We start from the raw sequence: 14,091 nt of genomic DNA, 5'->3' as shown, positions 1-14,091 counted from the left end.
GTGGTTGTGCGTTGCGCCGGTGTCCGCGGGCAACCGGCGCACCGAGCGGGTCCTCCTCGAGGCGCGAGCAGCGCGACCGAAATCCGATTCCACTCGACCTGACTCGGCCCGACCTAACTCGAGTCGATCCGACTCGAGCGTGGCCCGTCCGATCGGCACGCCGACTCACCCAGCAGACAGAACGCTTTCGGCGTGCGACCCCGACCGGTTACGTATGGATATCGAGGAAAAACGCGTCTACGGCGACCGGGAGGGCGCCCTCGAGGCCTACGTCGCCAGTTCGATCGGCGTCGTTCGCGTCCGGGTCGCCGGCGACACCGTCGGGGAGTTCGGCCTCTGTGACCGCTGTACCGCCCGCGATATCGCCGCGGGCGGCGGCGTCGTCGCGATGGCGACCGACGAGGACGTCCGGCTGCTCGCGCTCGAGTCCGGACCCGAGCGCGACGGCGACCGTGACACCGAAGCGCAGACCGAGAGTGCGGACGAGTCGCCCGTCATCGACGCCGGCTTCGGCCCTGCCGTCGCCGTCGGCGCCGACGACCGCGGACTGATCGCCGCCGGACCCGACGGCGAGGTCGCGCGACTCGAGGCGGATGCGGTCGCCGCCGCGGTCGAAACGGGTCACGAAAGCGGCGATTCCTCGCCGACCGTCGATGCCGAGTGGACGCCGCTCGAGCACAACGGCGTCGCGACGGTTCGCGCGATCGACGGCGACCTCGTTGGGACCGACAGCGGCGTCTACCGCGTCCACGAGGGCGCGCTCGATCACGCCGGGCTCACGGACGTCCGGGACGTCTCCGCGGCCGGCGTTCCGCTGGCCGCGACCGCAGACGGCCTCTACAAGCTCGGCAACGGCTGGATGGCGGTACTCGAGGGCGAGTTCGAGACCGTCGCCGCGGATCCGCGAAGCGAACGCGGCCGACTGCGCCGAGCGCACGCGGTCGCCGGCGAGACGGTCTACGCCTACGACGCCGACGCGGAGTCCTGGAGCGAGTACGATCGCTCGAGCGCGCCGATTGCGGGGATCGGCTACGGCGCGACGGTCTACGCCGTCACCGAGCGCGGAACCTTCCTCTCCGCGACGCCGGACGACGTCGGCGGTCGGTGGCGCTCGCAGACGATCGGTGTCGGGGATGTGACCGGTCTCGCCGTAGCCGACGACGGTTGAGTTACTCGTCACGCCCCGCGGTTCCCGCCGATCTCGGCTCGAGCGTCTGACGGAGATTTAACTATCCCGGATACTTTGCACTTCGAACATGAGTGGGATTTCACGACGGCGACTGCTCGCGGTCTCCGGCGTCGGTCTCGTCGGCGTCGCCGCCGGCTGTACGAGTAGCAGCGACGCTAGCGACGAGAACGGCGACGAAGACGACCAAACCGAAGACGACGCACATACCGTGTCGGGCGGGATCATCGTCGACAACTTAGACGACGAGGCGCACACGATCGACCTCCTCGTCGAGTTCGACGGCGAGATCGAAGCGTGGGAGACCGAAACCCTCGAGGGTGGCAACAGCGCGACGCTCGAGCGCGACTGGGACGCCGACCGCGAGGGCTTTCGCGTGACCGCGCGGCTCAACGAGGGCGACCCGATCGACATCACGCCGTCGGGGTGGAACGAATCGGACTGTCTCAGCATCTTCGTCCGTATCACCGACGACGAGCGGATGACGTACTCGAGTAACACCTCGCCGGGTCACTGCGACGACGGGCGAGATCCCGACGACGCCGACGAGGAGTGACGTCCCCGTCCGGCCGCAATCGAAATCGAAAACGGAAACGGGTTTAGCCCGCGCGCTGTCTGCTCGAGTATGACCACGATCGTCAGCGGCTCGGCCTCGCAGGCGCTGGCCGCCGCCCTCGCAGACGAACTCGAGGTACCGCTCGCCGGCGTCGAGTACGACCGGTTTCCCGACGGCGAACTGCTCGCGGCTGCACCCGATTTCGACGACGACCGCGCGATCGTCGTCGGCTCGACCGTCTCGAGCGACGCCCACCTCGAACTGCTCTTGCTCCAGGACGCCGTCCGCGAGGCCGGCGCCGACGAGGTCGTCACCGTCGTCCCCTACATGGGCTACGCCCGCCAGGACAAAGCCTTCGAAGCGGGGCATCCGATCTCCGCGCGGGCCGTCGCGCGTGCGATCTCGTCCGGCGCGGACCGCGTGCTGACCGTCGATCCCCACGAGGCCGCCGTCTGCGAGTTCTTCGAGCCGACGGCGACCGCCGTCAGCGCGGCCGGTCGACTCGCCGAGCCGTTGCCCGCCGGCCTCGAGGAGCCGGTCTTCCTCTCGCCCGACGCGGGCGCGATCGACCTCGCGGAGACCGTTCGAGACGCCTACGGCGACGGCGAGACGGACTACTTCGAGAAGGTTCGCCACTCCGGCACGGCGGTCGAGATCACGCCGAGCGACGTCGACGTGGCCGGCCGAGACGTCGTCGTCACCGACGACATCATCGCGACGGGATCGACGATGAGCGAGGCGGTCGGCGTCCTCCAGGAGCGAGCCGTCGGACGCGTCTTCGTCACCTGTGTCCACCCGCTGCTGGCGCGCAACGCGGTTACGAAACTCCGCCGGGCCGGCGTCGAGGCGATCTACGGCACCGACACGATCGAACGCGGCGTCAGCGCGGTCTCGGTCGCGCCGACGCTCGCCGAGGAACTCTAACAACCTTTTGCTCTGCGTGCGGTCGCGAAGCGACCGCACTCGGCAAAACACCGAGAGAGCGAAGCTCTCTCGGACAGCGAGGGACCGACGGTCCCTCGAGCAGTCGGCGCGAAGCGCCGACGACCCCGCGGGATCTTCGATCCCGCTTAGCGTTGATGAAAAACACGGTCGTTCGAGACGGCAAAGCCATCTCGTGATGACGAAAGACGCAATGCGTCTTCGAACCACGTCACCCCCTCAGCCGCGCCGTTCGTGCGGCTTCGAGGGATTCCTTGGCCCGTTCGCTCGCGGTTGCTAGCGGTAACGCCTGTGCCTGTACGTGCCGCGAGTTTCATCTCCAACTCCGAATAACGAAACCGTATACCCGACTACGAGCGTGTCATAGAACGCCTCACAATGGAAGCTGCAGGGTGCAAGATGTGTGTCCAGCACTAGTGCAACCCTGCAAGACGTAGCTTCGGTAGACGACTTTTTGAATATCGTAGCTACGGAGACAGCACCGAAAAGTACGTCGCTCGAGGCGTCATGGTGGAACGGTCGTGACTGCACCCTTGGGAATCCGGGGTACCGAACCGATTGACCAATCTCAGGAAGACAGTGAGACACTACATCCGAACGCAGTATGGCGATTCACCAAAGCCTACTTTGGCATATGAGAGTCTATTATCGAGTGAAATATGAAATCACGAAGAAAAATTCTCTGCGGGAGTGGGATAGTCATTAGCGGAGCAATCGCTGGCTGTACATCGCTTGGGTTCGGTTCGGATGATAACCGAGAGTATTCGATCGCAGTATACAATTACGATCAGTCCACTTCCAGAACGTTTCACATCCATATCGGAGAACGACCTGGCAAATTCTTCCATATTGAAGCGGTCGAACTCGAAGCGAATTCCGCTGACGAAACGATCTCATTTGACGGCATCCCGGGAGCGCTAACTATTACTATCGATGAGGGTGATCAGTGGGACAGCCTGGTATTCTCGTGGCCTGTCCAACATGGTGGTGGAGTGCCCGCATCCAAAGCGAAGATTCAGTTTTGGCCGGAAAGCCAACAGGAGATCGTTGTGTTGGCGGGTCCGACGAGTTGAATCCTATTGGGACCTGTCCATTCGAAAGCTAAAAACCCATAATCCCATAGTTTAAGTGAAAATGAGGGCGTCATAGAATAGTTATAGTAGCCACTGAACGTCAATGCACACCTGATCGCAGTACGGCGTTGCGATCAGTGTGTAAATCGTTTCAGTGGCTACTATATTATGCCAGAGAGCAGAGTCACTGGGCTCATTCATCACAGCGTTCACCCTGCTCTTTGGTGTGCCAATTGTTCTACGACACCCTCGACGACCGCTACAGCGACTCGAACTCGAGGTCGCCCTCGCGAATCGCCGCCAGCGTCTCGGCCAGGTCGTCGACGGGGAGTCGCTTCTGGTTCGTCGTGTCGCGTTCTCGGACGGTAACGGTCGTCTCGTCTGCTCGCGGCTCATCGCCGCTCGCACTATCCGAGGCGCGTTGCGCCTCGCGCTCTTCGATCGTCTCGTAGTCGACGGTCACGCAAAACGGCGTGCCGACCTCGTCCTGGCGACGGTAGCGCCGGCCGATGTTCCCCGAGTCGTCGTAGGTAACGGAGAGCCCTTCCGCGCGCAGGTCGGCGACGATGTCGTTCGCCTGCGCCTCGAGCTCGTCGTCGCTCTGGAGCGGGAAGACACCGACGAACGTGGGCGCGACCTCGGGCTCGAGGTCGAGGTAGGTGCGCTCCTCGCCGTCGACCTCGTCCTCGCGGTAGGCGTGGTGGAGGACGGTGTAGACGAGTCGGTCGACGCCGAAGGAGGGTTCGACGACGTGGGGGGTGATATGCTCGCCGGCCTCGGTCTGTTCCTCGACCGCGAAGCCGGTTTTTTCGACGGGGATCTCGTGGGTCTCGCCCTCGAGGTCGATCTCGACGCTGTCGCCCTCGAACGCGGACCGATCGCGGGCCGCGAGATCCTCGAGTTCCGAGACGACGGCCTGGGCGTCGCCGCCGAACTCGGGGCCGAGATAGCTCATATCGGGGTCGACGGTGGCGCGCTCGACGGTTTTGGGCTCGTCGTACTGTTTGAAGATCGTGAACCGATCGTCGGAGTACTCCTCGTGTTTCGAGAGGTCGTAGTCGCCGCGGTAGGCGAAGCCGGCCATCTCGATCCAATTACCGTCTATCTCGCTTTCCGCGTCCCAGCAGTCGCTGGCGTAGTGAGCGCGCTCGCCCGAGAGGTGCTGGCGGAACCGGAATCGGTCCATGTCGACGCCGACCGCCTCGTACCACGGCTTGGCGACGCCGAGGAAGTACGCGACCCACGGACTCGAGATGATCCCCTCCTCGACGGCGTCGCCGATCGTGGTCTCGATCTCGTCGCCGTCCGCGGCGTTTTGCTCGCTCGCGGGATACAGGCTCACCTCGACGTCCGCGACGGACTCGAGGTCGGGGTCGTCGGTCTCGGGGTCGATGAAGTACTCGAGTTCGGCCTGCGTGAACTCCCGCGTGCGGATGATGGACCGGCGCGGGCTGATCTCGTTGCGGTAGGCGCGCCCGATCTGCGTGACGCCGAACGGCAGTTGATTTCGAGCGTACTCCTTGAGTCGGGGGAACTCGACGAAGATGCCCTGGGCCGTCTCGGGCCGCAGGTAGCCCGGCTGGGCGTCGCCGGGGCCGATGTTCGTCGCGAACATGAGGTTGAAGTCCTCGACGGCGACGCCGGCCAGCCCCGCGCCGCATTCGGGACAGGAGAGTTCGTACTCGGCGATGACCTCCTCGACCTCCGGGATTGGGAGGCTCTCGGCGTCCTCGTACTCGGTGTTGTCCTCGACGAGGTGGTCCGCGCGGCTGCTCGTCCCGCACTCGGGACACTCGATCAGCATGTCGTCGAAGCCGTCGAGGTGGCCCGAGGCTTCGAAGACGGGCTCGTGCATGATCGTCGGCGCGTCGATCTCCATGTTGCCCTCGGCGACGGCAAAACGGTCGCGCCAGGCGTCCTCGAGGTTGCCCTTCAGCGACGCGCCCTGCGGACCGAAGGTGTAGAAGCCGCCGACGCCGCCGTAGGCGCCGCTGGACTGGAAGAAGTACCCCCGGCGCTTGGCGAGTTCGACGAGTTTCTCGCTCGTCGCCGCGTCGCCGTCGGCCGCGGTGTCCTCACTCATAGAGCGCCTCCAGCAGATCCACGTCACAGACGATACCGACCAACTGCTCGCCGGAGACCATCGGGATCTGCTCGATGTCGTTGCTGATCATCCGCTGGGCGGCCTCCTGAATCGACGTGCTCGCGGCGACCGTCACGACGTCGTCGCTCATGAACTCGCCGACCGTCTCCGCGGGGATTTCGATGTCCCGCGTGGGCAGGTAGCGGCTCCCGACGCCCTTGATTCCCTCCCAGGACCACTCGGAGTCCTGGTCCGGGAAATTGTCGCCCGTCTCCTCTTCGCCCTCGACGATGCGTGCGACGTCGATGATGTCGACTTCGGTCAGGACGCCGCTGACATCGCCGTCGTCGTCCAGTACGACCGTGTACGGAACGTTCGCGTAGTACAGTCCGCGCTCGGCGACGGGCAACGGCGCGCCTTCGTAGGTCGTGTTCACGTCCGTGCTCGCGTAGCCCTCGACGGTGCCGTCGGTCTCCTGGTCGCCCGTCGCGATGGCGTGGATCACGTCGGTCACCGTGATGATTCCCTCGAACTCGCCGTCCACGACGGGAACGCGACGCGCCCCCTCCTCGACCATCGTCCGCGCGGCGTCCTCGAGGGCGGTGTCGGCCGTCGTCGTCACAACTTCGTCGTCCATCAGCATGACGAGCTGGTCCTCGTCGGGCTGTTTGATCAGTTCTTCGCGGGAGACGATTCCGCGGTACTCGAGGCCGTCGTCGCCGGGTTTGACGACCGGCACCGACGAGAACGATTTCTCCTGGAGGTACTCGAGGACGTCCGAGCGGGTGCCCGGAAGCTCCACCGTTACCACGTCTTCGCGGGCCGTCATCGCGTCGGCTACGTTCATATCCCATCGATACGGCGAAAATGAGTATAAACCCAGTGTTTCGCAGACCGGAGTCGCCGGTCGTCCGCAGCCATTCAACCAATTGACGTGTCCGTTCGATTCGACGAGTTTATATATGAGTGGGTGACACTCACATACATGGCGACGAACCCCCACGTCATGACGTCCGACACCATCGTCGGTTCGATCGACTCGAGCGACTCGAGTACGAACTACGTCATCGCCGATATTTCGGCCGACGGGGCCTGGCTCTCGATGCAGGCGACCGACGCGCCGACGCTTACGGCCTGGCGATAAGGGGGTGGGGACGGGACGACGCGACGGCGCAAACCGCTCTCGCGGACCGTCGCGGGCGGCCGAGAGAAGTCACGGTCCCAGGAGTGAGCCGACTGACTGGCGACGCTACGGCAACGTGGCGCCGTCCCGTCCGTCGACGTCGATTACGGACGAACCGCGGAAATTCAGTTTTCAGTCCTCGTCAGCGTCAGACTCGCTCAGAAAACCGTCAGCCCGAGCGCGTACGGCCACTCGAGCGCGCTGACGGCCAGCAGTGCGATCGACGCCGCGAACAGGCCGACGTTCTTCAGAAAGTGGGTCATCTCGGTCTGGCGCTCTTCTTCGGGTGCGGCCCAGAAGTCGTGCATCATCGGCGTCGTCACGAGCAGGAAGCCCGCGAGCGCGGCCGCCGCGAGCGCCGGGAAGACCCCGAGTGCGACGCCGAGCCCGCCCGCGATCAACACGACGCCGGAGGCGACGACCGACAGTTTCGGCGCCGGGACGCCCTTGAACTCGGCGTAGCCGGCCATGTTCTCGAGGTCGAGGAAGTGATTCAGTCCGGTAAACGCGAGTACGAGGCCGAAGATGACGCGGCCCGCGAAGAACAACTCGTCGGCGAAGGGGCCGTCGAACGTCTGCAACGGTACGGTTTCGATAGCAACTAACATCGTGTAACCTGATAGAGGAACGGAACTGTAATAGCCGTTCTTGGACATCCGTTTCACCGGGTAACGCCGGTGTTATCGGCCGTTTCGGCTGCCGAACGTTCACACGACTCGATCGTCACGACGCCGACGCAGCGGCCGCGATCTGAGAGCCGCCCCCGACAGTTTAGTAGCCGACCGTTGGACCTCCCGTCGATGGTCGGGCCACGGCCACCTCGCGAGTCCGCCGACGACGCGAGCGACGCGTTCGACCTCGAGCGAGACGACTCGCGGTACACGATTACCACGTTTCTCTCGTCGCTCGTTCCGGCGGCGCTGGCCCGGCGAGCGGTCGCCGTTTCCATCAGGACCGACCGCGACGTCTACGCGCGCGACGACCCCGTCGCGATCACGGTCGACTTCAAGAATCGACTGCCGATTCCCGTCTCGATTCCGACGCCCAGCCAACGACGGTGGGGGTGGACCGTCGACGGCGACCTCGAGGCCAGCGACGAGCGACGGTACGTCCCCGACCGACCCGCCGTCTTCCGCTTTCGCGGCGGCGAGCGCAAACAGGTCCGGTTTACCTGGCACGGCCGCTTCGAGCGAACCGCGGGCGGTCGCCGCGAATCCGTCGTTCCCGACCCCGGGGAGTACGAACTGCGGGCGTTCATCGCGACCGGCGAGGAGACGTACCGGCCGAGCGACGCGACGACGATCCGACTCGAGTAGGATGGATTCGAGTGCACGCGATCGGAGTCAGCGTACGCCGGCAACCGTTTAGTCCCGTGGGTCGTGGTACCACGTATGTCCCTCGAGCAGCTATTCGGCCAGTTGCCCGATCCCGGTACGCACGCGTTCCCCGACTACTCGCTGCCGAAGGGCGAGCCAGTGATGCCGATTGCGGTCACGAGCGAGGAACTGACGACCGTCCTCGAACTCTACGAGGCCTTCCAGAGTGTTGATCCAACCGGACTGGATTCGAACCCGTTTCTCGAGGCGGCGACGACGTACATGCAGCAGGCCTTCGGCGTGGCGCGATATCGCCCGGACGAACAGCTGCAGGACGATATCGCCGCCCTGTTGAACGACTTCTCCGACGACCTCGGCGGCCGGACGATGGGGGTCGTCGACGCGACGCCGGACCACCACCGGACGCTCTATTTCTTCCTCGTCAGCTGTCGCGGCTACCACGGCGCACCCCACGTTCGATTCGATCCCGACGAGGCCGCCGTCGCGACGCTCTACGAGTGGTACCAGCGCGTGACCGACCAGGACGCGTATCTCAAACATCCCGCGTCCGTCCTCGAGTGACGCCGGGCGCTCACCGAGGGGTCGAGTTGCGGGTGACGACGGACGGCGAATACGCGTCGCTCGAGTCTCGCGGTCACTCGAGAGAAGAACGGAAACCGCAACCGCGGACGTCGATCATCGGTTCGAGTCCTCACCCGGTGAGGAAGCCGCCCGGCGGAATGCGGCCGGCCGGGCTCTCGTCGTCGTCGCTCGACTGATCGTCGCCGAACTGCGGGGAGTGGCGGATCGTTCGTCGGGCCTTCGCGAGTCGCTGCGTGCCTGCCGTGACGGTGGCGAGGAGTTTACTCATACACGAGTAACCAAGTGCGTCGTGTACATAAGTATTTTCGAGATGAAAGATGGTGTTGGTTTTGCCGAAACCGACGCAGAATCGCCGATCGGTCGAATGCTCGATTCAAACCATCTAACGGCATCTTATGGTCGATTATCTGTACTTCTTGCTCGAGTACTGTGGACGATGAACAGGTGTTTGATATCCGATAGCTCGACTCGAGTTGGGCAACGCCTTCGAAGCCGCGCCGTGCGCCCGCGCTTACCGATGCAGATGACACGCCGCGAAGTGGGGGTCGGACCCGTGCTGGGCCTCGAGTTCGTAGGCCGGTTGCTCCCGCGCACAGATGCTCCGTTCGGCGAACGACTCGAGCAGTAACTCGGTGGCGCGCTCCCAGTCGTCGTCGGTGACGCCGTCCTCGTCCCCGTCTCCACCGCGCTCGTCGTCAGTCCGACGATCGGTTGCGACGTACCCGATCGCCTCGTCGACGATTTCGCCGGCGCCGCCGCGGGGCAGGTCGCCGTCGAAGAACTCTCGACGGAGGTCGGCTGCCGTCATCGGCTCGAACGTTCGTCGTTTGACCGCGCGCATGAACGCCCGCGTGTGGCCCCACTCCTCGTCGGTCAGTTCGTACTCCTCGGGTGCGATCACTCGCGGACACCGCGTTCGGAACCGACAGCCCGACGGCGGGTCCTGCGGGCTCGGGACCTCCCCCTCGAGGACGCCCCGGGCGCCAGACTCCCGCGGGTCCGGAACGGGGATCGACTCGAGCAGCGCCTTCGTGTAGGGATGTTGCGGATTCTCGAACAGTTCTTCCTTCTCGGCGACCTCGACGACGTGGCCCAGGTACATCACCGCCACGCGGTCGGAGATGTGGCGGATGACGGAGAGGTCGTGGGCGATAAAGAGGTACGTGAGGCCGAACTCCGCCTGGAGTTCCTCCATCGTGTTCATCACCTGGGCCTGAATGGAGACGTCCAGCGCGGAGACGGGTTCGTCACAGACCACGAAGTCGGGGTCGACCGACAGCGCCCGCGCGAGGTTGATCCGCTGGCGTTGTCCCCCGGAGAAGGCGTGGGGATGGCGGTTGTAGTGGCGCGGATCGAGGCCGACTTTCTCGAGTAGCTCCTTCGCACGCGCTTCCCGGCCCTCGTCGTCGAACATGTCGTGGGCTCGCATCGGCTCCTCGATGATCTGGCCGACCTTCATCCGCGGATCCAGCGACGACTGGGGATCCTGAAAGATCATCTGGATCTCCGAGCGCTTCCGGCGCAGTTCCTCGCCGCTCAACTCGGCCAGATCCTCGCCTTTGAACCGGATCGTTCCGTCGGTCGGATCGAGCAGCCGCAGGATGGTCCGGCCGAGCGTGCTCTTTCCACAGCCCGATTCGCCGACCAGCCCCAGCGTCTCGCCTTTCTTGATCTCGAGGGAGACGCCGTCGACGGCTTCGACCTGATCGACGCCGAAACTCACCGGCGGGAACTGGCCGGGCTCGAGGTTGACGCCCGCGAGCAGTCCCGAGTCGGCCGGGAAGTGTTTGGTCAGCTCCTCGACCTCGAGTAACGTCTCGCCGTGGGCGAGGTCGCTCTCCCCGAAGCCGATCGGATCGTCGGGCGTGCTCATCGCTGCGGGTCACCTCCGTCGGGCGACGCGGGCTCTTCTTCGCCGGTCGAACTCGAGTTCGAGTCCGCGCCCGCCTCCGTCCCCGTCCCGCCGACCCGCGTCTCGGCCTCGTCGCCCGGTTCGAGCGGCACGCTCCCGTCGTAGTCGACGTCGAAGACGTCGTGTTTCACGCAGGCCGTCCGGTGCGGATAGCCGTCGGCGCGGTCGACCTCGAGGGTCTCGGGGTGGACGCGCGTACAGACCTCGCGGGCGTCGGGACAGCGCGGGTGGAACCGGCAGCCGGAGGGCGGCTCGATCGCTTCGGGCATCACGCCCTCGATGGGATCGAGTTCGTCGACGGTGCGATCGGGGCGTGGCATCGAGTCCAGCAGCGCCTTCGTGTAGGGGTGGTTGGTGTCGTAGAATAATTCGTCCACCGGCGCCTGCTCGACGATCTCGCCCAGATACATCACGTTTACGCGGTCGCAGATCTCGGCGACGACGCCCATGTCGTGGGTGACCCACACGAAGCTCGTGTCGTAGCGGTCCTGCAGGTCGTCGACCAGATCGAGGATCTGCCCCTCGACGGTGACGTCCAGCGCCGTCGTCGGCTCGTCGGCGATGATCAGGCTGGGCTCGCAGGCCAGCGCCATCGCGATGAGCACGCGCTGGCGCATCCCGCCCGAGAACTGGTGGGGATACTCCTCGTACCGTTCGGCGGGATCCGGAATGCCGACCTCGCGGAGCATCCGGATCGCCTCGTCTCTGGCCTCGCCGCTCGAGAGGTCTCGGTTGAGTTCGATGAACTCCCGGAGCTGGCCGCCGACGGTGAAGACGGGGTTGAGCGACTCCATCGGGTCCTGGAAGATTACGGCGATCTCCCGACCGCGGATTCGCTCGCGCATCTCCGATTCGGAGAGCATCTCGTCGCGTTCTCGCAACTCGCCGTCAGGCCCCTCCTCGAGGCCGAAGAGCGTCTCTCCTCTGTAGGTTATTTCGCCGCCGACGATCTCGCCGGGATCCTCGACGAGGCGCATGAGGCTCATCGAGGCGACGGACTTGCCGGCGCCGGACTCGCCGACGAGGCCGACGATCTCGCCCTCGTGGACCTCGAAGGAGATCCCGTCGACGGCGCGAACGGTACCGCTCTCGGTGAAGAACTGTGTCTTCAGGTTCTCGACGCGAAGGAGTGGTTCGGACATGGGTTAATTCTTGATCCGCGGATCGAGCGCGTCCTGGAGGCCGTCGCCGAACAGGTTGAATCCCATAATCGTCACGAGGATCGCCAGCCCCGGCCAGATCGACAGCCAGATGTTCGAGTGCATGTACCGGCCGTGGGCGATCCGCAGCATCTCGCCCCAGTCAGGCGTCGGCGGCTGGGCGCCGTAGCCGAGAAAGGAGAGGCCGGCGACGGTCAGGATGGTCACGCCGATCTGGAGCGTCGCGTACACCAGTACCGGCGAGAAGCTGTTCGGAATAACGTGTCTGCGGATGATGTTGCGATCCTTGACGCCCGCGGCGCGGGCCGCCTCGATGTAGTCCATCTCCCGGACCGACAGCACCCGACTGCGGATGATGCGGGCGAAGACGGGAATGAACGTGATCCCGACGCCGACGATCGCGTACCGAATGTCCGGGCTGCCGCCGCTGAGGAAGACGATGAAGACGATGATCAAGACCAGCGGCGGAATCGCATACAGCGTCTCGACGAGGCGCATCAGGACGTCGTCGACCTTGCCGCCGTAGTACCCCGAGATAGCGCCGACGATCGTCCCGCCGATCAGTCCGATCGCCGTCGCGACGATGCCGACGCTGACCGACACCTGCGAGCCGTAGACGATGCGGGTGAAGTAGTCCCGTCCCTGCGGATCGGTCCCCAGCGGATGCGAGAGCGTCCCGCCGTCGACGAACGCCGGCGGCGCGTTCGCGTTCGCCTCGCCCGGCGGCGGAATCGCCGTCGGATGGTCGAAGATCGGGAGCGCCCGCGCCGCGGGATAATCCTGGACCGCCCCGAACGTGAGCCGCGCGACGTTGCTGTCGATCGCTGCGAACGTCGCGATAAAGAGCACGACGGCGACGATGTAGAGCCCGATACGCGCCGTCGCGTCCCGCTTGATCTTCGCCAGCGTGTACCGCCAGCCGACGCGCGTCTCGACTTCCTCGTCGGCCTCGTCTTCGCCGGGGCCGACGCTCGGTTGTTGCTCCTCGAGTTGGGATTCAGTCGTTGCCATGTCTCACTCACCTCGCATCGCCGCGTTCGTTCGCCGGTCGCTCGCTGTTTCGGTCGCGTTCACGATCACTCACGCTCCCCGTAGGTTACGCGCGGGTCGATGTACGCGTAGGAAATGTCCGTGATGACGACGCCGATCACGAAGATCGCGCCGAGCACCATCGTGACGCCCATGATCAGCTGGTAGTCGAGTTGCTGGATCGCCTCGATGAACAGCCGCCCCATCCCGTTGATGGCGAAGACGGTCTCGATCAGGACGGCGCCGCCGAGGGCCGTCGAGAGGTTGAGGCCGATGATCGTGATGATCGGCAACTGCGCCGAGCGGAACGCGTGTTTGCGCAGGATCGTCCGCTCGGGCACGCCGTAGGCGCGGGCGAGCTTGACGTACTCCTCCTGGAGCGACTCGATCATCTGCGTTCGCTCGACTCGCATCAGCGTCGCCATCTGGAGCGTCCCCAGCGCAATCATCGGCAGTATCAGGTGTCTGATCGACTCGATCCAGTGTTCGAGGTAGCCGTCGTGGCCGGCCGCCTCGGGGGGCTGCCACGGGTATACCAGCCCCGCCGACGGCAAGACGCCGAGTTGTACCGCGAAGATGATGATCAGCATGATGCCGATCCAGAACGACGGCGTGCTGACGCCGATCAGGGCGACGATCCGGGAGATGTGATCGGTCGGTTCGTTGCGCCGCTTCGCCGCGATGATGCCGAGCGGAATCGCCGTCACGATCGCGAAGACGTACGCCGACAGCACCAGCAACAGCGTCGGGCCGGCCCGCTCGAGCATTAGCTCCGAGACGGGCCGATCGCGGTGAATGCTGTAGCCCAGGTCGCCCTGGACGAGTCCCGTCATGTAGTTCCAGTACCGGACGTGCAGCGGCTGGTCGAGTCCGTAGCGCTGTTCGATCGTCCTGACCAGTTCCTCGTCCGCCTGCTGGCCCTGTAGCATGAGCCGGACGGGATCGCCCGGCGCCAGATTCGCCAGCAGGAACGTGATGATCGAGATACCGATCAGGACGGGGATCGCCTGTAGCAGTCGGTAGATCGTGTACTTGAGCAGTCCCATTC

At 65.0% G+C, this 14,091-nt stretch carries 14 protein-coding genes and 1 pseudogene; 7 read left to right on the top strand and 8 right to left on the bottom strand.

Annotated elements, in window-relative coordinates:
* The first annotated feature begins 214 nt into the window (after positions 1–214).
* The 4 genes and pseudogenes from C493_RS11395 to C493_RS24225 all read left to right on the top strand — a co-directional run.
* On the top strand, positions 215–1,168 hold the full coding sequence (locus C493_RS11395) for an HVO_0234 family beta-propeller protein (protein ID WP_007259589.1): 954 nt from the start codon (positions 215–217) through the stop codon (positions 1,166–1,168).
* A gap of 88 nt (positions 1,169–1,256) precedes the next feature.
* Positions 1,257–1,742, top strand: a complete 486-nt coding sequence (locus tag C493_RS11390) for a hypothetical protein (protein WP_007259588.1) — start codon at positions 1,257–1,259, stop codon at positions 1,740–1,742.
* Between the two features lie 69 nt (positions 1,743–1,811).
* Positions 1,812–2,666: a ribose-phosphate diphosphokinase gene (locus C493_RS11385; protein WP_007259587.1), complete on the top strand. Its 855-nt coding sequence runs from the start codon at positions 1,812–1,814 to the stop codon at positions 2,664–2,666.
* A 421-nt stretch (positions 2,667–3,087) separates the two neighbouring features.
* Positions 3,088–3,186: pseudogene (locus C493_RS24225) on the top strand (IS5/IS1182 family transposase); the annotation flags it as partial.
* 830 nt (positions 3,187–4,016) lie between these two features.
* Here the strand turns inward: C493_RS24225 and glyS are convergent.
* Entirely contained in the window at positions 4,017–5,840 is a 1,824-nt protein-coding gene (gene glyS / locus C493_RS11380; protein ID WP_007259586.1) for a glycine--tRNA ligase, read from the bottom strand.
* Positions 5,833–6,687: a CBS domain-containing protein gene (locus tag C493_RS11375; RefSeq protein WP_007259585.1), complete on the bottom strand. Its 855-nt coding sequence runs from the start codon at positions 6,685–6,687 to the stop codon at positions 5,833–5,835. The genes glyS and C493_RS11375 overlap by 8 nt, the downstream gene beginning before the upstream one ends.
* A 138-nt stretch (positions 6,688–6,825) precedes the next feature.
* Between C493_RS11375 and C493_RS23435 the strand changes: the two genes are divergently transcribed.
* The gene (locus C493_RS23435; RefSeq protein WP_007259584.1) at positions 6,826–6,984 is read left to right on the top strand and encodes a DUF7556 family protein; all 159 of its coding nucleotides are present in this window, start codon (positions 6,826–6,828) and stop codon (positions 6,982–6,984) included.
* 197 nt (positions 6,985–7,181) lie between these two features.
* On the opposite strand, the gene C493_RS11370 is transcribed toward C493_RS23435, so the two are convergent.
* Positions 7,182–7,631 (bottom strand): DoxX family protein, encoded by a 450-nt coding sequence (locus tag C493_RS11370; RefSeq protein WP_049889318.1) that lies wholly within the window; start codon positions 7,629–7,631, stop codon positions 7,182–7,184.
* Positions 7,632–7,823: 192 nt separating this feature from the next.
* Between C493_RS11370 and C493_RS11365 the strand changes: the two genes are divergently transcribed.
* Both C493_RS11365 and C493_RS11360 read left to right on the top strand, forming a co-directional pair.
* Positions 7,824–8,339, top strand: a complete 516-nt coding sequence (locus C493_RS11365; protein WP_007259582.1) for a hypothetical protein — start codon at positions 7,824–7,826, stop codon at positions 8,337–8,339.
* Positions 8,340–8,414: 75 nt separating this feature from the next.
* Positions 8,415–8,921: a hypothetical protein gene (locus C493_RS11360; protein WP_007259581.1), complete on the top strand. Its 507-nt coding sequence runs from the start codon at positions 8,415–8,417 to the stop codon at positions 8,919–8,921.
* Between the two features lie 130 nt (positions 8,922–9,051).
* Here C493_RS11360 and C493_RS23430 read toward each other — a convergent pair whose 3' ends face one another.
* From C493_RS23430 to C493_RS11340, 5 genes are all read right to left on the bottom strand, one after another.
* Positions 9,052–9,210, bottom strand: coding sequence for a hypothetical protein (locus tag C493_RS23430; protein ID WP_007259580.1), 159 nt, complete (start codon positions 9,208–9,210; stop codon positions 9,052–9,054).
* A gap of 243 nt (positions 9,211–9,453) precedes the next feature.
* The gene (locus C493_RS11355) at positions 9,454–10,815 is read right to left on the bottom strand and encodes an ABC transporter ATP-binding protein (RefSeq protein WP_007259579.1); all 1,362 of its coding nucleotides are present in this window, start codon (positions 10,813–10,815) and stop codon (positions 9,454–9,456) included.
* Positions 10,812–11,996: an ABC transporter ATP-binding protein gene (locus C493_RS11350; RefSeq protein ID WP_007259578.1), complete on the bottom strand. Its 1,185-nt coding sequence runs from the start codon at positions 11,994–11,996 to the stop codon at positions 10,812–10,814. Before C493_RS11350 ends, C493_RS11355 begins: the two co-directional genes overlap by 4 nt.
* A gap of 3 nt (positions 11,997–11,999) precedes the next feature.
* Complete coding sequence (locus C493_RS11345; protein ID WP_007259577.1) at positions 12,000–13,025, bottom strand: ABC transporter permease; 1,026 nt, start codon at positions 13,023–13,025, stop codon at positions 12,000–12,002.
* A gap of 65 nt (positions 13,026–13,090) precedes the next feature.
* The gene (locus tag C493_RS11340; protein WP_007259576.1) at positions 13,091–14,089 is read right to left on the bottom strand and encodes an ABC transporter permease; all 999 of its coding nucleotides are present in this window, start codon (positions 14,087–14,089) and stop codon (positions 13,091–13,093) included.
* Positions 14,090–14,091 lie beyond the last annotated feature (2 nt).

The sequence above is a fragment of the Natronolimnohabitans innermongolicus JCM 12255 genome, from assembly GCF_000337215.1.
Lineage (GTDB): Archaea > Halobacteriota > Halobacteria > Halobacteriales > Natrialbaceae > Natronolimnohabitans > Natronolimnohabitans innermongolicus.
The sequence above is the reverse complement of the archived record's forward strand: the minus strand, read 5'-3'. Positions and strand labels throughout refer to the sequence as shown.